This window comes from Chryseobacterium sp. AG844 (assembly GCF_003182335.1).
GTDB lineage: Bacteria > Bacteroidota > Bacteroidia > Flavobacteriales > Weeksellaceae > Chryseobacterium > Chryseobacterium cupriresistens.
The window spans coordinates 93,557-111,098 of the sequence record NZ_QGTV01000017.1; the positions used below are offsets into that span (position 1 = coordinate 93,557).

The 17,542-nt window shown below is 36.8% G+C and carries 19 protein-coding genes and 5 tRNA genes; 11 read left to right on the forward strand and 13 right to left on the reverse strand.

Annotation, left to right across the window (positions count from 1 at the left end):
* Window positions 1-42 precede the first annotated feature (42 nt).
* A complete protein-coding gene (locus DEU40_RS16195; protein ID WP_110010804.1) occupies window positions 43-1,068 on the reverse strand; it encodes an N-acetylmuramoyl-L-alanine amidase in 1,026 nt (341 codons plus the stop codon).
* A gap of 135 nt (window positions 1,069-1,203) precedes the next feature.
* Between DEU40_RS16195 and DEU40_RS16200 the strand changes: the two genes are divergently transcribed.
* From DEU40_RS16200 to DEU40_RS16240, 9 genes are all read left to right on the forward strand, one after another.
* A tRNA-Ser gene (locus tag DEU40_RS16200) sits at window positions 1,204-1,288 on the forward strand.
* A gap of 14 nt (window positions 1,289-1,302) precedes the next feature.
* Window positions 1,303-1,377 (forward strand) — tRNA-Pro (locus tag DEU40_RS16205).
* Window positions 1,378-1,418: 41 nt separating this feature from the next.
* Window positions 1,419-1,492, forward strand: a tRNA-Arg gene (locus DEU40_RS16210).
* Between the two features lie 559 nt (window positions 1,493-2,051).
* On the forward strand, window positions 2,052-2,324 hold the full coding sequence (locus DEU40_RS16215; RefSeq protein ID WP_110010805.1) for a GIY-YIG nuclease family protein: 273 nt from the start codon (window positions 2,052-2,054) through the stop codon (window positions 2,322-2,324).
* Window positions 2,325-2,563: 239 nt separating this feature from the next.
* The gene (moaA, locus tag DEU40_RS16220) at window positions 2,564-3,550 is read left to right on the forward strand and encodes a GTP 3',8-cyclase MoaA (protein ID WP_110010806.1); all 987 of its coding nucleotides are present in this window, start codon (window positions 2,564-2,566) and stop codon (window positions 3,548-3,550) included.
* 2 nt (window positions 3,551-3,552) lie between these two features.
* Window positions 3,553-4,752 carry a molybdopterin molybdotransferase MoeA gene (locus DEU40_RS16225; protein WP_110010807.1) on the forward strand — a complete coding sequence of 400 codons (1,200 nt, stop codon included), beginning with the start codon at window positions 3,553-3,555 and terminating at the stop codon, window positions 4,750-4,752.
* A 7-nt stretch (window positions 4,753-4,759) separates the two neighbouring features.
* On the forward strand, window positions 4,760-5,236 hold the full coding sequence (gene moaC, locus DEU40_RS16230) for a cyclic pyranopterin monophosphate synthase MoaC (protein ID WP_110010808.1): 477 nt from the start codon (window positions 4,760-4,762) through the stop codon (window positions 5,234-5,236).
* Window positions 5,217-5,825, forward strand: coding sequence for an NTP transferase domain-containing protein (locus DEU40_RS16235; RefSeq protein ID WP_110010809.1), 609 nt, complete (start codon window positions 5,217-5,219; stop codon window positions 5,823-5,825). Before moaC ends, DEU40_RS16235 begins: the two co-directional genes overlap by 20 nt.
* Window positions 5,826-5,836: 11 nt before the next feature.
* Window positions 5,837-6,874 carry a HesA/MoeB/ThiF family protein gene (locus tag DEU40_RS16240; RefSeq protein WP_110010810.1) on the forward strand — a complete coding sequence of 346 codons (1,038 nt, stop codon included), beginning with the start codon at window positions 5,837-5,839 and terminating at the stop codon, window positions 6,872-6,874.
* A 54-nt stretch (window positions 6,875-6,928) separates the two neighbouring features.
* On the opposite strand, the gene DEU40_RS16245 is transcribed toward DEU40_RS16240, so the two are convergent.
* The 12 genes from DEU40_RS16245 to DEU40_RS16300 form a co-directional block, all read right to left on the reverse strand.
* Window positions 6,929-7,846, reverse strand: coding sequence for a bestrophin family protein (locus tag DEU40_RS16245; protein ID WP_110010811.1), 918 nt, complete (start codon window positions 7,844-7,846; stop codon window positions 6,929-6,931).
* A gap of 32 nt (window positions 7,847-7,878) precedes the next feature.
* Window positions 7,879-10,281 (reverse strand): FdhF/YdeP family oxidoreductase, encoded by a 2,403-nt coding sequence (locus tag DEU40_RS16250; protein ID WP_110010812.1) that lies wholly within the window; start codon window positions 10,279-10,281, stop codon window positions 7,879-7,881.
* Window positions 10,282-10,309: 28 nt separating this feature from the next.
* Entirely contained in the window at window positions 10,310-10,660 is a 351-nt protein-coding gene (locus tag DEU40_RS16255) for a DUF7009 family protein (protein WP_110010813.1), read from the reverse strand.
* On the reverse strand, window positions 10,657-11,532 hold the full coding sequence (fdhD, locus tag DEU40_RS16260; RefSeq protein ID WP_110010814.1) for a formate dehydrogenase accessory sulfurtransferase FdhD: 876 nt from the start codon (window positions 11,530-11,532) through the stop codon (window positions 10,657-10,659). Before fdhD ends, DEU40_RS16255 begins: the two co-directional genes overlap by 4 nt.
* Window positions 11,533-11,577: 45 nt before the next feature.
* A complete protein-coding gene (locus DEU40_RS16265) occupies window positions 11,578-11,994 on the reverse strand; it encodes a molybdenum cofactor biosynthesis protein MoaE (RefSeq protein ID WP_110010815.1) in 417 nt (138 codons plus the stop codon).
* 5 nt (window positions 11,995-11,999) lie between these two features.
* Window positions 12,000-12,242 carry a MoaD/ThiS family protein gene (locus DEU40_RS16270; protein WP_110010816.1) on the reverse strand — a complete coding sequence of 81 codons (243 nt, stop codon included), beginning with the start codon at window positions 12,240-12,242 and terminating at the stop codon, window positions 12,000-12,002.
* A 16-nt stretch (window positions 12,243-12,258) separates the two neighbouring features.
* Window positions 12,259-13,008 carry a sulfite exporter TauE/SafE family protein gene (locus DEU40_RS16275; RefSeq protein ID WP_110010817.1) on the reverse strand — a complete coding sequence of 250 codons (750 nt, stop codon included), beginning with the start codon at window positions 13,006-13,008 and terminating at the stop codon, window positions 12,259-12,261.
* A 221-nt stretch (window positions 13,009-13,229) separates the two neighbouring features.
* Window positions 13,230-13,754, reverse strand: coding sequence for a thermonuclease family protein (locus DEU40_RS16280; protein WP_110010818.1), 525 nt, complete (start codon window positions 13,752-13,754; stop codon window positions 13,230-13,232).
* Between the two features lie 128 nt (window positions 13,755-13,882).
* Entirely contained in the window at window positions 13,883-14,485 is a 603-nt protein-coding gene (locus DEU40_RS16285) for a hypothetical protein (RefSeq protein ID WP_110010819.1), read from the reverse strand.
* A complete protein-coding gene (locus DEU40_RS22865) occupies window positions 14,485-15,330 on the reverse strand; it encodes a T6SS effector amidase Tae4 family protein (protein WP_110010820.1) in 846 nt (281 codons plus the stop codon). Before DEU40_RS22865 ends, DEU40_RS16285 begins: the two co-directional genes overlap by 1 nt.
* A gap of 440 nt (window positions 15,331-15,770) precedes the next feature.
* Window positions 15,771-16,475: a hypothetical protein gene (locus DEU40_RS16295; RefSeq protein WP_137906161.1), complete on the reverse strand. Its 705-nt coding sequence runs from the start codon at window positions 16,473-16,475 to the stop codon at window positions 15,771-15,773.
* A 143-nt stretch (window positions 16,476-16,618) separates the two neighbouring features.
* Window positions 16,619-16,912, reverse strand: a complete 294-nt coding sequence (locus DEU40_RS16300; protein ID WP_110010822.1) for a hypothetical protein — start codon at window positions 16,910-16,912, stop codon at window positions 16,619-16,621.
* Between the two features lie 240 nt (window positions 16,913-17,152).
* Here DEU40_RS16300 and DEU40_RS16305 point away from each other — a divergent pair.
* Together DEU40_RS16305 and DEU40_RS16310 are read left to right on the forward strand one after the other, a co-directional pair.
* Window positions 17,153-17,227 (forward strand) — tRNA-Pro (locus tag DEU40_RS16305).
* Window positions 17,228-17,241: 14 nt separating this feature from the next.
* Window positions 17,242-17,315, forward strand: a tRNA-Arg gene (locus DEU40_RS16310).
* The last annotated feature ends 227 nt before the right edge of the window (window positions 17,316-17,542 follow it).

Sequence of the window (17,542 nt, forward strand, 5' to 3'; positions counted from 1 at the left end):
AAGATAGCAAAAACGCATCTAACCGATGCGTTTTAATTTGAATTATTTTACTGGATATTTTTGATTTAAAGCCTGGAGTATTGCCCATGTTTCAGCATCCATGATTCCGTCATAATTTTGTGGACGGAAGTGATACTGGAATGCTTCAATTGTTTTCTTGGTAGCATCATCCCATTGTCCGCTAGGATCAAGTGCATATCCGAATTTCTGCAATGAAGTCTGAATAAGGAAAATAAAACTGGACTCATTATATTTTGCTGCCAGGTCAGCTTGTGCAGGTTCAAGATAAGTCTGTTTAGCAGCTTCATCATACCACATTCCAACCTGATATTCGTCATAGAGCTTTTTCCACGGGAACATCGGTCCCGGATCCTGTTTTCTTGTAGGAGCAATATCTGAATGCCCCAATACGTTTGTTGGCTGGATCTGATATCTTGTTACAATATCTTTAACCAGAGCAGCCACTTTTTTCACCTGCTCATCACTAAAAGGGGCAAAAGTTCTTTTACCGGTACTATCTGTAGTATATCCTGTATTTACAATTTCAATACCGATAGAATTATCATTAAGATTTTTGTCATTTCTCCATGCACTTATCCCTGCATGGTATGCTCTTTTATTTTCATCTACCAATTGGTAGATCTCGTTATCTCCTGTATTATTTACCAGATAATGGGCACTTACTGCCTGTTGGGTAAGAACACTGATCGATTTATCATCTGCAAGAGCCGTATAATGTAATATCAGATAACGCTGTCTGAAATTCTGGGCGACTGCAGGAAAATAAGTTTTTACCACTTTATATCCGCCCGGTTTTGCAGATACAATAGAACCATAACTCGCCGTATTATCATTTTTGGTTGGATCTGCTATATTGGTCGTAAAAAATTCTACTCCATGATCAGATACAACTTTGGGTTTTGGAGCAACCGGAGGTTTTGTCTGAACTGTTGGTTTCGCCTGTGTTATTGGGGTTTTCGGTTTGTAAGTATTTTTTTTCACATTTTGCTGAGAAGTACATGAAAAAACAAATGTGCTTAATCCGATGATATATAATGTTTTACGCATCAGTTTGGTTTTTGGATGATTTATTAGTTCAAAAATACACAAAATTTTCTTGAATTTTATTTGGTAAATAAAGAAATCTGTTCTATATTTGCACTCGCAATAACGGAACAACGATCATTAAAAAATAAACAAAAAGGAGGGTTGCCGGAGTGGTTAACGGAGCAGTTTGCTAAACTGTCGACGCGAAAGTGTCGCAAGGGTTCGAATCCCTTACCCTCCGCTCTTCTATATATTCGGGGCGTAGCGTAGTCCGGTCATCGCGCCTGGTTTGGGACCAGGAGGTCGCAGGTTCGAATCCTGCCGCCCCGACTTTTTAATGTGCTTATTACTAAGCGGGAATCAACTTTTAAGGGTGCGTAGCTCAGCTGGATAGAGCATCTGCCTTCTAAGCAGACGGTCAAAGGTTCGAATCCTTTCGCGCTCACAAAAAACCTCACAACTTTTATTGTGAGGTTTTTTGTTTTTAAAAGCTTACAATTTTATTTTACAATCCAACAATTTTAATGAATCAAACAGGATAGAGCATCCCGATTTCAATCGGGACGGCAAAGGTTCGAATCCTTTCGCGCTCACAAAAAACCTCACAACTTTTATTGTGAGGTTTTTTGTTTTTAAAAGCTTACAATTTTATTTTACAATCCAACAATTTTAATGAATCAAACAGGATAGAGCATCCCGATTTCAATCGGGACGGCAAAGGTTCGAATCCTTTCGCGCTCACAAAAAACCTCACAACTTTTATTGTGAGGTTTTTTGTTTTTAAAAGCTTACAATTTTATTTTACAATCCAACAATTTTAATGAATCAAACAGGATAGAGCATCCCGATTTCAATCGGGACGGCAAAGGTTCGAATCCTTTCGCGCTCACAAAAAACCTCACAATCAAAATTGTGAGGTTTTTTGTTTTTATTACCTTCATACAAATTGATCTGTACGATTTATTTTCATCGAAAATCTTGAACTTTTTGTTTATATTAGTTCTATGTGTTATTGTTATATACTTCATTCTAAATCTTTGGATAAATTCTATGTGGGACATTCCTCAGAGCCTTTACAGGAAAGATTAAGAAAACATTTATCAGATCATAAAGGATATACTTCAAAAGCTAAAGATTGGATTGTAGTATATTTTGAAAATTTTGACTCAAAATCTTCAGCATATAAAAGAGAAAGAGAGATCAAGGCATGGAAAAGTAAATCTAGAATTCAAAAACTCATACATGCAACACAAAGGATAGAGCATCCCGATTCGTAATCGGGACGGTCAAAGGTTCGAATCCTTTCGCGCTCACAAAAAACCTCACAATAAAAATTGTGAGGTTTTTTGTTTTTATTTATTCTATAAAATATTCGCCATCCACTGATCAAAACGATTTTTATATTTTCCCCGGCGGTATGAATCAGGATATCCGGTTCTTTGATCGGATTTAAGCTAAAATTCTCTCTTTCAGAAGAAACATTCAGTATATTTGTAATAGGACTTATTGTATTTAAATGTTGACAGATCAATTTGGAAGGAGCATAAATTATCTCCGGCTTGCTATTGTAGACCGGTGTAATCTCCGATGTACTTACTGTATGCCGGAAAACGGTCTTAGCTGGATCAAGCAAAATGAATTAATGACTGACGAAGAAATGCTCAGAATCTGTTCGGTATTTACAGAAATGGGCGTCGATAAAATCAGGATAACAGGAGGAGAACCTTTCGTCCGTAAAAACAGTATTGAGCTTATCCAGAATATATCACAATTAGCCGGACTTACGGATCTCAGCATCACCACAAATGGTCTTCTTACCGGGCAATATATTCCACAACTAAAAAAATACGGAGTAAAATCTGTCAATCTAAGCCTTGACACCCTTGATAAAGAGCGGTTTTTCAAAATTACAAGAAGAAACAGTTTTGATAAGGTGATGAAAACGTTAGATAGTCTATTACAGCATGATATAAAAGTAAAAATAAACACGGTGGTGATGGAAGGAGAAAATACGGAGGATATTATTCCATTGACAATGCTTACAAAAGATCTTCCTGTAGACGTTCGTTTTATTGAGGAAATGCCTTTTAACGGAAGTGAAACTGATATTTCCCTGAAATGGAATTTCACACAGATTTATAACCATATAAAAGAATATTTCCCTGAAATACAGAAGACAGAGGATCCTAAAAGTTCAACGTCATATAATTATAAAATTCCGGGATTTAAAGGAAGTATAGGAATCATTGCGGCTTATACCCGTTCATTTTGCGGAGACTGCAACAGGATAAGAATCACTCCTTCCGGTATCCTCAGAACCTGTTTGTATGAAGGAACCGGCGTAAATCTGAAGGATGAAATCCGTATGGGAAGAACAGATGAAGAGCTGAAAAGCATCATTACCGGCAGCATACACAAAAAACCGAAAGACGGCTGGGAAGCTCAGAAACTGAGTTTAACCACATCACAAATACATCAGTCAATGGCAACAATAGGAGGATAATTATGGAAATGATCAGTGTACAGCAGGCAGAAGACATTATCTTTTCTCAAATCAGAAATTTCGGGACAGAAGAAATTTTCTATGAGAATGCCACAGGAAGAATTTTAGCAGAAAATATTCTGGCAGACCGTGATTTACCGCCTTTTGACAGGCCGACGGTGGATGGAATTGCCATCAGTTTTAAATCCTATGAAAGGGGAATTCGTGACTTTACCATCAAAGCTGTACAGGCAGCAGGAGAATCTCCACTTTCCATTGATGATGAAAACGAATGTATAGAAATTATGACCGGAGGAGCACTGCACTCTTCAGTGGATACTGTCATACGCTATGAAGATATTCTGATCAATAACAATGTTGCGAGCATCAAAATTGATATAAAAAAAGGACAGAATATCCATCTGAAAGGAAAGGACAAAAAGTCAGGAGAAATATTGGTAAAAGCCAATCAGGTCATTACACCATCTATATTGGGAATTGCCGCATCAGTTGGAAAAACATTTCTGACAGCGAAAAAACTTCCGAGAGTAGCTATTATTTCCACAGGAGATGAAATGATTCCGCCTGAAGATACTCCTACTCCATTTCAGTTGAGACGTTCCAACGGAATTACTATACAATCTGTTTTGGAAAAATATAAAATTGATGCTGACTGGCTGCATTGGAATGATGATTTTGAATTGATAAAAAAAGAATTATCCCAATGTATTGACAGTTATGATATTCTGCTGATGAGCGGCGGGGTTTCTATGGGAAAATTCGATTATCTGCCCAAAGCCTGCGAAGAGCTGGGAATAAAAAAGCTTTTTCACAAAATAAAACAAAGGCCGGGAAAACCTTTCTGGTTTGGAAAAAGCCAAAACGGAAAATTGGTTTTTGCATTCCCTGGAAACCCGGTTTCCGTATTCATGTGCCTGCACCGGTATTTTATTCCCTGGCTGGAAAAATCTTTGGGAATCCCGGAAAATCCCCAATATGCTGTTTTACAAAATGATATAGATTTCCCTTTTTCATTACAATATTTCGCCCAGGTTAAACTCAGCATGAATCCATCAGGGAAGTTGATTGCAGAATCAGTAAATACCAATGGTTCCGGAGATTTTTCCCATCTTGCGGAAACCGATGCATTTATAGAACTTCCTCTGGAAAAAACTATGTTTAAGAAAGGCGAAGTCTATAAAATCTGGAGATATAATTTTTAATGTAATCATGACAAATTTTTCACATCTTAATAAAAAAGAACAGCCCGGTATGGTGAATGTAGGCGGTAAAAAAGTTACCCACCGGAAAGCCACTGCCAAAGCTATTGTAATACTTCCTGAACATATTCTGGAAGCGCTTCAGAAAGATGATTTTAAAACTAAAAAAGGTTCAGTTTTCCAAACTGCTATCATTGCAGGAATAATGGCAGCAAAAAAAACGGGAGAATTGATTCCTCTCTGCCATCCTATTGGTATGGACAACTGTGAAATAGATATTGAAATTAATGCTCAAAATGAAATTGAAATCTATTGTACTGCCGAAATCGAAGCTAAAACAGGCATCGAAATGGAAGCATTGACAGGCGCATCTGTTGCCGCACTTACTATGTATGATATGTGCAAAGCCATGAGTCATGACATCGTAATCAAAGAAATACAACTCATCGAAAAATCCGGAGGAAAAATTGATTTCAAAAGAGACTGATGTTCCCAAATTAAACGGGCTGGTACTGGCAGGGGGAAAAAGCCAGCGAATGGGGAACCCTAAAGATAAAATCAGCTGGCATGGCAAAGAGCAACGGTATTTTGCCGCTGATCTTTTAGCTCCGTTTTGTAACGAAGTTTTCATTTCCTGCAGACAAGACCAGCTGGAAAATTTTGATCCAAATTACAATGCCCTTACTGATACTTTTCTGAATATGGGACCTTTCGGCGGAATTCTTTCGGCATTACGCTCCCAAAGAGATACAGCATGGTTGGTCGTTGCCTGTGATTTACCTTTATTGGATGAAAAATCGTTAGAGTTTTTAATTGAAAACAGGAATATAGAAAAAGCAGCCACCACTTACGAAAGTCCTTTTGACGGATTACCGGAACCATTAATTACTATCTGGGAGGCCAAAAGCTATCCTTTGCTCCTCAATTTTTTAGGATCAGGAATTACCTGCCCAAGAAAAGTTCTTATCAACAGTGATATATTGATTCTGAAACCAGGCAACCCGGATTCTTTAATGAATGTGAATACTCCCGAAGATAGGGAAAAAGCCCAGGAAATTTTAAGAAAACAGATTTAAGACAGAAACAGATGAGTAACCCGCTTGAACGTTATCATTGCCAGATGGCTTTACCCGGATTTGGAGCTTCGTCTCAGGAACTTCTTAAAAACGCTAAAGTTCTGATCGTAGGTATGGGAGGGCTTGGCTGTCCTTCGGCACAATATCTTGCTTCTTCAGGTATAGGAACAATTGGTCTTGCCGATAATGATACCGTCTCTGAAAGCAATCTTCACCGCCAGATTTTATATGCTCCGGAAGATATAGGAAAATCAAAAGTTGATATTGCTACTAAAAAGTTACAACAGCAAAATCCAACAGTAAAAATCATTCCGTTAAATTTCCGCGTAACCTCTGAAAATGTAATGGATCTGATTTCTGAATTTGATCTGATTATTGATGGAACAGATAATTTTGAAACAAAATGTCTGCTGAATGACGCTTGTGTACTGACGGGAAAACCTTTGGTATATGGTGCTATTTACCAATACGAAGGCCAGGTAAGCATCTGGAATGTTATACAGAAAGATGGCACTTATTCCCCTAATTATCGTGATGTTTTTCCAAACGCCGAAGAATCTCAGGTACCGAACTGCAGAGAAGGCGGTGTACTACCTACATTGGCGGGAATTGTCGGATGCATGCAGGCTAATGAAGCCATAAAATATTTTACACATCCCGATGATTCGCTGGCAGGAAAACTCTGGATAATGAATGTTCTGAATGGCAAAACCCAGATTATCAGATTAAGAAAAACTTCCGTGCAGATTACAGGTTTGCCTCAGACCGTACAAACCATTACGTTTGAGCAACTGATGCAGGAAAAGGATCATTTTGAAATCATAGATGTCCGCACACCACAGGAACATGATGAGTTTAATATCGGGGGAATCAATTTTCCTGTAGAAGAATTACAGAACCATTCAGATTATATTTCAGCTTGTCCAAAATCTATTGTCGTATATTGTCTATCCGGGAAACGCAGTGCAGAAGCGGTGAGAAAAATAAAAAAGAGCTTTCCTGAAAAGAAAGTATTTTCTTTAAAAGACGGCATTCAAAAAATACAATAAATACTTCTTAATTTAAAATCATTCAGAAGTAATAATCATCTTCTTTTTTAAGCATCAATCAATAATATTCTGAGTCATTTTCTGCGAAACAGCAATATGTTCTCCCACCATCTCATGAATGGTCTCATCAATCATAATACACATACTGTTCAAGGCTAAATCATTCGCATCCGTTCCAAAAGGCTCCTCAATTTCATCTGCAATCGCTTCAAATGCTACAAATGTATAAGCTACAAATACGACAATAAGAGGCGTAAACCATCCCAGCGAATCTACAAGACCGAAAGGCAGCAAAAAACAATAAATATACACCGTTCGATGCAACAGAACACGGTAACTGTAAGGAATCGGGGTAGAAACCAATCTTTCACAACCTCCTAAAATATCAGAAAGCTTATCAAAATTCTCATCAAAACGCGCCTGTTGGATAGAATCTAAGTAACCTTGATCCTTCGCTTTCTGAACCCATTCTGCAAGCAACCGCATAATAACTGCCGGCTTATATTTTGATCCTGCAACAATTTTCAGCTGGTCTTCATTAAGCCTTGATTTTAAATCTTCATAAGCATCTGTTCCTCTAAGTTGATGTTTCAGCGCAAAAACAAAGCAACTAAGTAAGTTAACAAAGCTATGGACAGAAATTGTATCGTTCTTTATATTGCTTAGAGTCATTGCCTGTCGAGTCAATGCACGTGTAGTATTCAACAAGGCACCCCATAATTTTCTTCCTTCCCAAAATCTGTCATAACTGGCATTATTTCTAAACCCGAGGAATAAGGCAAGTACAAAGCCAAACAGCGTCAGTGGCGCAGGATTTAACGGAACTTTAAATGAGAGTATTATTCCATGAAAATAAGTCACCAATAAAGAAAGGATTAAAAGCAATCCCAAACGGGGAAGCAAAGCAGGCAAAACAGAACCGTGCCACACAAAAAGCATTCTGAACCAGTGTTCTTTTTTTCTTATGATCATTACTAAATGATAATTTACTTAAGTAATATGTTTTATGGTTGTTCGAGGCTTGTTCCGGCTGCAGCAATGACATGATCATCAATCCTTTTAAAAATTTCGGGACTATGCTTTCGGATTTTGATACGGACATATTTGGAAGCAGGCATATTAGCTCCATTAACTACATTATTGATGGATACCAATACATTGGTTTCCGGAAAATAGGTCATAGTGCTTTTCTGAGGAATTGGATATTTTACAACAATGAAAAGCGGTGCAATTCTTTCAATTCCGTCATCATAATTGAAAAGGTCTACGTGGTCACCTTCTTTGAGACCGGCTTTCTCTATATCTTTTTCATTCATCATGACAACTCTTCTTTCATTGAAAATCCCACGGTAACGGTCATTCAGACCATATACAACTGTATTAAACTGATCATGTGTTCTGGTTGTTCCCATCAGATATTCATCATCTGCAAGCGAATTATCCGGCACTGCTGTTATATTGAAAGCAGCTTTTCCCGGAGAAAATTCACTGTTGAAAATACCATCCCTTGGTCCGTTCGGAAGATAAAAACCGCCTTTCTGAACAACCCTTTCGTTATAGTTTTCAAATCCGGGAATACATTGTTCGATATCATTACGAACGGCATCATAGCTGTTGATAAATTTGTCCCAATCTACAACAGAACGTTCACCCAAAACTGCTTTTGCCATTCTGCAGGCGACGTGTGTTTCATTGATCAGGTTTTTAGAAATCGGATCCAGAACACCTCTTGACCATTCCACAACACCCATTGAGTTTTCTGTACTTACGTGCTGAAGTTCTCCATTGATCATATCTTTCTCACTTCTGGAAATTACCGGCAAAATAAGAGCTTCTTTCCCATGGATAAGATGATTTCTGTTCAATTTTATAGAAACGATTACAGACATTTCCAGCTTCCGCATTGCTTCTGCCGTAAAGGTTGTATCCGGTGCTGCAGAAAGGAAATTACCTCCCATGCAGAACATAAATTTTACCTTTTCTTCGTGCATCGCTTTCAGGGCATTCACAACATCATAACCGCCTTCTCTCGGAACTTTAAAGCCATAATATTCCTGTAATCTGTCCAGTTGTTCAGTCGTAGGATGGTGGTTAATAAGCAGCGTTCTGTTTCCCTGCACATTACTGTGACCTCGAACAGGACAGGCTCCTCCTCCCTGGATTCCTATGCTTCCTTTCATCAGCAGGAGGTTCACGATATTATAAATCATTTCCACCCCGTTGTGCTGTTGTGTGATTCCCATTCCCCAACAAATGATAATACGTTTTTTTGAGGCAATCATTTGTGCGGCTTCCCTTAGGTTTTCAATCGGAATTCCGCATTCCTCGGATAAAAAATTGAGGTCATACAATTTTAATTCTTCAACCAATTCATTGAAGCCCGCAGTTTTATTAATGATAAAATCGTGGTCAAGAATTTTTCCCGGATTTTTAGCCTCTTCTTCCAATACCAGAATTTGCAATGCTTTCAAAAGCGCCATATCTCCGTTAATTTTGACAGGAAGATATAAATCCGACAATTCATAAGGCTTATTGAGCAAAGCACGAACTTCCTGAGGATTTCTGAAACCTTTTAATCCGGCTTCAGGAAGCGGATTGACTGCCATAATTTTTGCTCCGTTTTTCTTTCCTTTGGTTAATGCGGAAAGCATTCTCGGCGAATTGGTTCCGGGATTCTGACCGATGATAATGATGAGGTCTGTATCATAAAAGTCTTCAAGTTTTACCGTTCCTTTTCCGATACCTATGCTTCTTGAAAGCGCATAACCGGAAGTTTCGTGGCACATATTGGAGCAGTCCGGAAAATTATTAGTTCCAAATTCACGGGCGAACAACTGATATACCCAGGTTGCTTCGTTGCTGGTTCTTCCTGAAGTATAAAATATGGCTTCGTTAGGCGAATTCAAAGCGTTTAATTTTTCGGAAATTTTTGTAAAGGCATTATCCCAACTTATCGGCTGATAATGGGTTCCGCCTTTCGGTAAATACATAGGCTCCACGATTCTTCCTAACTGGCTGATTTCAAAATCCGTCAGTTTTGCTAAATCATAAACCGAATTTTCTCTGAAAAACGCTGCATCTATCTTTTTTGAGGTAGCTTCTTCTGCTAAGGCCTTTGCTCCGTTTTCACAGTATTCACCCAATCTGGAACGTTCATCATCCGGGTCGGGCCATGCACAGCTTGGGCAATCGAAACCATCAAACTGATTCATACTGAAAAGAGCTCTTCCTCCACGAAGAACAGAGGCATTGAGAACCAACTGGTCCAATGAATGGATAACAGCAGGAACACCAGCTGCCCAAGCTTTTGGCGGTTTCAGTTTCAAATCCAGCAATTTATATGGAGGTTCTGCAGAAGGTAATCTACTACCCTCTTTTATTTTATCGAATGAATCTTTGTTTTCCATGATTTCTAAATTTAAAAAAATGAAAAAATTAGCATTTTATATTCGGATTGGGATAATTGTCGCTTTGGTCTTCCAACGTATTATCGATACAAACAAAATCTTTTTCTACTAAAAGCTTTACCAATCCTGATTGTCCGTCAAAACCCACCCTGTCTGTGGAAATCCACTCATTTATCATAGCTTTAGGCATTTTCAGTACAATTCTGTTTTCGATGAAAACCGCTGAAAGCTCTTCGTTGTCCGTTTTTTCGATAGAATAAATAAACGGACGGTCTACAAATTCAGTAAAGCTTGAGATGACTCCGTTTTGTCCTAATTCTGCAACTTCAGACTGGGTCAAACGGAATCGTATTGAGTTGTCTTTAATTCTTATTTTCATAACAAATTTTCAATTTTAAAATGGCTGCCTGAATGGTAAATATTAAACCTATTATCCCGGAGAAAGCCTAACAAAGTGATATCAAATTCTTTTGCCAGATCTACTGCAAGGCTGGATGGCGCTCCTATTGCTGCAACAATCGTAATTCCTGCCATTGCTGCTTTCTGGATGAGCTCGAAACTGGCTCTTCCGCTTAGAACCAAAATTTTATTGTCGAGAGGAAGTAAATCTGCTGATAATGCATATCCTATAATTTTATCTAACGCATTATGCCTTCCTACATCTTCACGCAGTGCCAAAAGATTGCCTTCCAGGTCAAAAATGCCGGAAGCATGAATACCGCCCGTAGCACTGAAATTATTCTGAAACGACTGCAGCTTTTCAGATAGTTGATACAGAGTTTCCAGGGAAATTTCTGTGTTTTGTTTTGTATGATTATGGAAAGTGCTTACTGTTCTTATGGATTCTATGGATCCTTTTCCACATACACCACAGCTGGAAGTGGTATAAAAATTTCGGTCGGCTTTCATAAGCTCAGGAATACAACCTTCTGTAAGTTCAACAATAACAATGTTTTCGCTGTTTCTGGAGCATTCTGTCTCCGGAAAATATATGCTTTTAACCTGTTGATGGCTGGAAATAATTCCTTCTGTAAACAGAAAACCGACAGCAAGCTCTGCATCATTTCCGGGAGTCCGCATGGTTACAGAGATGTTTTTAGACTCTTTTCTATCTGCTAAATGATAAGCAACCCTTATTTCCAAAGGTTCTTCAACAGAAACATCATCCGTATAATGAAAACTGTCATTGTCTTTAACTTTGACGATTTCTATCTGCTTTACCGATTTATTTGATAACAGATGGGCTTTCATAATTTAATAATTGATACATAAAGGTACAAAATTTTACTCCTCAAACTACGGGTGTGCAGAAACCCATTCTTCTCCGTCCTCAAAAATTTCTTTTTTCCATATGGGAACGGTCTTTTTAATATTTTCAATCATAAAGCTGCATGCATCGAAAACAGCATTTCTATGCCCGTCACTCACCACGATGATCACAGCAGCATCGCCTGGAAATAAAATTCCGGTACGGTGATGAACTACAATATTTTTTACCGAAAATAAAGAAATAGCTTTATCCGTTATTTTCCGTATTTCCTTAATTGCCATAGATTCATAGCATTCATATTCCAAGCGGGTAACAGATTTACCTTTGGTGTGATTTCGTACTGTTCCTACAAATGATGCCATTCCTCCGCATGCAGGATCGGATGCAAAGCTAAAGCAATCTGTAAGATCCAGGATTTGTTCTGTTATTTTTATATCAACCATATTTATTATCCACCGCTTACCGGAGGGATTATTGCTATTTCGTTAGACACTGTTATGATCTGATCATCCTCTGCATATTCATCGTCAACGGCAATAAAATAGGATTTTAATTTTTTCAGTTCCGGAAAGCTTTTTTCCAGAAGCTCCTTGAGTGCTTTGACGTTTGCCTTTTCATGTATTTCTATTTCTTTTTCTGAAGTTCCGAAAATATCTTTCGTTATTCCGAATGCCAGTATTTTAAGTTTCATTTTTATATGCAGCTTATTACCAATATTTTATTAAAACGTTTATTCCGGCTACCAGAACCAGAACAGCCGTCATTCTTTTGATGACTAAAGGATTCCATTTCAGGGACATCCTGGAACCGATCTGCCCACCAATGAACACGGCAAAACATAAACTCAGAATTCTGAAATAATCCATATCTGCAGACAGCTTAGATAACTGGCCAAAGATTCCTGATATTGAATTTACCAATATGAAAACACTTGACGCCGCTGCAATTTTCCGTGGGGTATCCCATTTCATGAGGTTTAACAGTGGGGAAAGAAAAATTCCGCCGCCAATGCCTACCAATCCTGATAAAAACCCGATTCCTCCTCCTAAAAATCCGTTTTTGAAAAGTGAAGCTTTTCTATATTCCGAAGGATTTTCTCCATTTTTTGCTTCTGTCTTTATCCACAGCAACAGCGCAGCCATGATTAAGGTGCCACCTAATATCAGAAAAAAAGTTTCCTGGCTTATTTTCAAAACAGCTCCCAGGTATGCCATGGGAACACTTACAAGGGTAAGCGGCAGTATTTTCTTCCAATCAATCTGCTTATTTCTGATGTAAATGAATACGCCTCCTATTACTACAATAACATTACAGATAAGTGCCGTTAACCGTATTTCCTGATAAGGCAGACTGTACATTGCCAGAACAGCAAGGTAACTGGATCCTCCACCAAATCCCACAGAAGAATAAATGAAAGCGATAATTAAAAAAAAGAAAAAGATTTCCCAATGCCCCATATATTTTGCAGAATTAATTTTCTTACAATAATACTCATTTTTAGGGCGCCATTCAGGGTTATCACTTAAAAGTTTCTATTATAATTTGGGTGAAGGATGTTGCAGATTGTTTTTTAAGGATGGAAGATGGAAGCCTGAGGATGGAAGTTACTATTGGACCTATCAATAAAGAGTTATTAACCAATACTTATTTCTATTCTCAAACTTCTTTGGCCAAAGATTTACACTGCTTCTTTTGTTTTTGTTGCGCTCTTAGCGGCCTCGATTTTCTTAGTATTCCTAAGCTCACGTTTCATTTTACGGTAGTCCCAGGGAGCAACCGCATTAATATCCTGCCAAAGGCCTATTTTCTTTTGTTGTGCAGTTTCCTGCAGTTTTCCCAAAGAGGCATCTTTGGAATAGGAAAAATACCACCATCCCAATCCTGCTTTGATAAGCTCTTTGGAAAGGTATTTCCCATCGTCATAATACACTTTCGCAATGGATCTTCCATAACGGTCCTTAGTCGTTTCAACAAAGCTTACCGTTTTCCCAAAAACCTGAGCAGAAGTAAACTGTTTCGCATTTTTACCGAACGCCTGCCCACTTTCCGGACAATCGACTTCAGCCAACCTCAGTTTTTTTTGCTGGTTGCCTTTTAACAGTAAAGTAATGGTATCTCCGTCTGAAATTTTGATCACTTTTCCGGTAGTCTGTGAGAATAGATATAAAGGGAAAAGTACGTACAGCAGCATTAGTCGTTTCATAAGGCAAATATAGGGATTAGTGGGGCTTTTTAATTAAAAAACCTCGCGTTTTGCGAGGTTTTTTTAATATTGAATAAGTTACTTTTGATTTTTTTTTGCCTCAAAGTTGGGAGACTTTGTGGAGAGAATTATTCAACATCCAATACTTTATGAACATCGTTAAAATTATACCAGCGTTCTTTTTTACCGGGATAATAGTAGTACAATTCATCCAAGTATGTATCTTCTTTAAGAAAGGTAGTTCCTTTATTTAGTGGTAATATATAATTGTCTAAATTGTTAATGAAACTAATGTATTGACTGTAATTATATTTAGTTTGTGAAGAAATGGTTTCGCATAGTATATCTTTATTATCAATTCTATTACCATCATCGCTGATACGTCCACTACTTGAAACATATTCATCAATCAGTTTATTACTAAAAAAAGAGGCTATTTTTTGAGCATCAATTGCTACGAAGAATAAATATCCTCCATTTTTTAAAACTTGAAATAATTCATTTAAATCTTTAGTAGAATGATTAGTTTTTTTTACAGCCCTACGCTCATTAAGAGTCAAAAAATTCTCTCTGCAAAAACATTTTTTAGCCATTAAAAACTGTTGAAATGCCAAACTATCTTTTTTTAAAAATGTCTTTAATTTTTCATATTTGGTATCTCCGACAGGAGTTTGTCCCCAAATGATCACATTAAATAGCAAAAAAACTATAACAATGAATATTTTTTTCATCACTTACTTTGTTTATTATTTTTATCTGCAACGTACAAGTAAACAGCTTGAGCATCCTTTAGATACATGTGACTGTTTCCACCTATAACTTTCTTTCCATTGTATATTGTTATATGTCCTGTAAAGTTTACGTCTTTCTTTGCAATCATAATAAAAGTGCCCTTTTTACCACCAAAAACTTCTTGAACTTGTTCTTCAGAAGTTGGATTTTCGACTTTTATAATTTTATCTTCATTACCTTTATAAATTTTGTCTAACACTTTTTTAAACTCTCCTTCTGTTGAAGTGATATTCAAACCTTTCATTTTACCAGACAATCCTTTAAAATCTGGTTTTAAATACTTTCCAAACCCTATTCTATTGCATGCTATAGAACCTCTTGTTGCACATGCATTAGTCATATTAATTGGTTTTTGACCAACTAGTCTTAATACCTCATTATCTCTATCATATTTTTCACCATACACATAAGAAAATATATCCAAATTAGAAACTTCTCCATTTTTCCAGGTCATATCATCTTGTGTTTTAGGCCACTTATCATATAGTAATTCCCATTCCACTTGCTTCCCATTTGGATCTATATATCTAATTGGATTTTGGTAAGTATAAATATAAGGATTTAGATTTCCCCAATAATATACTCCATCGTTATGTTCTCCGTCCCCATAGAATTCATTTTCCATTACAGGATGATAGACTGCCAACGGATCCACCCCATACCAAATACTAGCTCTCGGATTATAATATCTTGCTCCATAATAATACAGCCCTGTTTCTCTATCCAATTCTTTTGCATTGAACTTATATGGGTTATCATATACACCTGTTCGCTGCTCCAGCATTGTTTCTCCGAATGGTAAATTTAAGAAAAACTGAGACGTCTAATCACCTGTATTGTGATATAATTAATTGTTCGGAAATGATCACCAAGCAATATAATTCTAACACTCATTATTATTTTTCACGAAACAAAGCTCCTTTTTCTATTTTCCAGACATTCGGCTTCAGCCAGCCTTAACTTTACCTTTTTTGCTGATTGCCTTTTAACAGTAAAGTAATGATATCTCCGTCTGAAATTTTGATCACTTTTCCGGTAGTCTGTGAGAATAGAAATACAGGGAAAAGTATGTGCCATTTCCTGGGGCAAATATAGAGATTAGTGCATTTTGTTTAATTAAAAAACCTCGCATTTTGCGAGGTTTTCATAATATTAAATTTGAGTTATTTGATTTCCTACCTCAAAGTCTGGAGACTTTGCAGAGCGGATGTAAAGAGCCGGAAATTAAGAAGTTGACACTAACGTAAAATCTTCTATTTCCCAATAATTATCATGCAATCTTAGTTTAAATACAGCATTTCTCCCGTAATAATCTTTTTTTATACGATGGTCAACAAAAACTAATGCTGTTCTTTTAGAAGGATCAAATACAATCTCTGAAAAATAGACAACACCTATCTCACATTCATTTGTATGTTTATCATACTCTGCCAGATCCAGGACTTTTGCGGTACACAAATTAAATTGATTTGCTTTTATAGAACTTCGTGTACTTAATTTTTTAATAATATCTGTATTATTGGAAAATTCTTTTAAAAGCTCCTTCCTACTTTTTATGTCATTTATATGAGCTTCGGGATGACCTGTAATAAAGTTTTTACTACTTGTAGCAAAATATGTATTTTTACTTTTAGTAGAATCTATATACAAATTGCAAAATTTTTCAGGATGATTAAAAATTTCGTTGTGCGCTTTTGTCTTCTCTTCGATATATAAATCCTCATTATGAACTCTTAAACTATCAAAATATCTTTTTTCACCTAAATAATCTTCTCGAAAAAAATAAGGTATCAACTGATCTGTTAAATCATTATATAGTTTTACATTAGTATCGGTAGATTGACTTACACATTTTTTCATTTCCTCCTTACAATTCGTAATTAATAAAGAGGATAATAAAATTATAACTATTTTAGTTTTAAAATTCATATTTTTTAGGGATTTTGGGTTAATAACATGGTCTTACTCGCAAATTATCTTTCGTTTTTTATAATTATCTAAAATAGATGGCATTTTTTGTGATTTCAAGTCCCTGATTTCACGTTGTTGCCTAAAATCTTAATGATCTGCTATTAATAAAAAGTTATTTTCAGTTTCCTCATTTCATTCATCAGCTCCTTTTTATATAAATCAATACGAATACCTCGAATGGAAGGGAAATTGTGGGATTTCGCATCAAAATAATATGCTATTCTGTTCAGAGATTCTTCTTGATGATCTTCCAGACATTGATCAATCTGATCTGCTATGTATGCATCTAGATAATCCTCCGGAGGTTTAACGTAAAAACCGAAATTAATAGAATCATTTTGGAATGCTTTTTCCAACGCAGGAATGTAAATCTTATAAAAATCCTTTGTTTTCATTTTAGATTAAAAAATAAAATACCACGGACAGATGATTGCAGATCCCAAAAGAGGAAAAAAGAAAAATTTTCAAACTTTTTAAAACAAGATAAGTCTATGGTTATTAACCCGGTAAAGGTAATAAAAAAGAATTCAGGAAAATTAATTAAAAAATATTCTTAATTTTATTTTTTTTATTCCAAAAAGTATTGCAAATTTGCAGCCCTAAAAACGATGCAAATTCGTTATTAATAACACTCTCGGGGCGTAGCGTAGTCCGGTCATCGCGCCTGGTTTGGGACCAGGAGGTCGCAGGTTCGAATCCTGCCGCCCCGACTTAAAAAAATTTAGGGTGCGTAGCTCAGCTGGATAGAGCATCTGCCTTCTAAGCAGACGGTCAAAGGTTCGAATCCTTTCGCGCTCACATAAAGACTTACTGGAAACAGTGAGTCTTTTTTGTTTTTATTCCTTCAAACCATAATTATTGAATAGAGCATCCCGATTTCAATCGGGACGGCAAAGGTTCGAATCCTTTCGCGCTCACATAAAGACCTACTGGAAACAGTGAGTCTTTTTTGTTTTTATTCCCTCAAACCATAATTACTGAATAGAGCATCCCGATTTCAATCGGGACGGCAAAGGTTCGAATCC

Excerpts from the sequence above, each read along its gene's own strand:
- DEU40_RS16285 (WP_110010819.1), bottom strand. The coding sequence starts at position 14,485 with ATGAAAAAAATATTCATTGTTATAGTTTTTTTGCTATTTAATGTGATC.
- DEU40_RS16245 (WP_110010811.1), bottom strand. The coding sequence starts at position 7,846 with ATGATCATAAGAAAAAAAGAACACTGGTTCAGAATGCTTTTTGTGTGG.
- DEU40_RS22865 (WP_110010820.1), bottom strand. The coding sequence starts at position 15,330 with ATGCTGGAGCAGCGAACAGGTGTATATGATAACCCATATAAGTTCAAT.
- DEU40_RS16295 (WP_137906161.1), bottom strand. The coding sequence starts at position 16,475 with ATGAATTTTAAAACTAAAATAGTTATAATTTTATTATCCTCTTTATTA.
- DEU40_RS16250 (WP_110010812.1), bottom strand. The coding sequence starts at position 10,281 with ATGGAAAACAAAGATTCATTCGATAAAATAAAAGAGGGTAGTAGATTA.
- DEU40_RS16225 (WP_110010807.1), top strand. The coding sequence starts at position 3,553 with ATGGAAATGATCAGTGTACAGCAGGCAGAAGACATTATCTTTTCTCAA.
- DEU40_RS16300 (WP_110010822.1), bottom strand. The coding sequence starts at position 16,912 with ATGAAAACAAAGGATTTTTATAAGATTTACATTCCTGCGTTGGAAAAA.
- DEU40_RS16265 (WP_110010815.1), bottom strand. The coding sequence starts at position 11,994 with ATGGTTGATATAAAAATAACAGAACAAATCCTGGATCTTACAGATTGC.
- DEU40_RS16215 (WP_110010805.1), top strand. The coding sequence starts at position 2,052 with ATGTGTTATTGTTATATACTTCATTCTAAATCTTTGGATAAATTCTAT.
- fdhD (WP_110010814.1), bottom strand. The coding sequence starts at position 11,532 with ATGAAAGCCCATCTGTTATCAAATAAATCGGTAAAGCAGATAGAAATC.
- DEU40_RS16280 (WP_110010818.1), bottom strand. The coding sequence starts at position 13,754 with ATGAAACGACTAATGCTGCTGTACGTACTTTTCCCTTTATATCTATTC.
- DEU40_RS16275 (WP_110010817.1), bottom strand. The coding sequence starts at position 13,008 with ATGGGGCATTGGGAAATCTTTTTCTTTTTTTTAATTATCGCTTTCATT.
- DEU40_RS16270 (WP_110010816.1), bottom strand. The coding sequence starts at position 12,242 with ATGAAACTTAAAATACTGGCATTCGGAATAACGAAAGATATTTTCGGA.
- moaA (WP_110010806.1), top strand. The coding sequence starts at position 2,564 with ATGTTGACAGATCAATTTGGAAGGAGCATAAATTATCTCCGGCTTGCT.
- DEU40_RS16195 (WP_110010804.1), bottom strand. The coding sequence starts at position 1,068 with ATGCGTAAAACATTATATATCATCGGATTAAGCACATTTGTTTTTTCA.
- DEU40_RS16255 (WP_110010813.1), bottom strand. The coding sequence starts at position 10,660 with ATGAAAATAAGAATTAAAGACAACTCAATACGATTCCGTTTGACCCAG.
- DEU40_RS16240 (WP_110010810.1), top strand. The coding sequence starts at position 5,837 with ATGAGTAACCCGCTTGAACGTTATCATTGCCAGATGGCTTTACCCGGA.
- moaC (WP_110010808.1), top strand. The coding sequence starts at position 4,760 with ATGACAAATTTTTCACATCTTAATAAAAAAGAACAGCCCGGTATGGTG.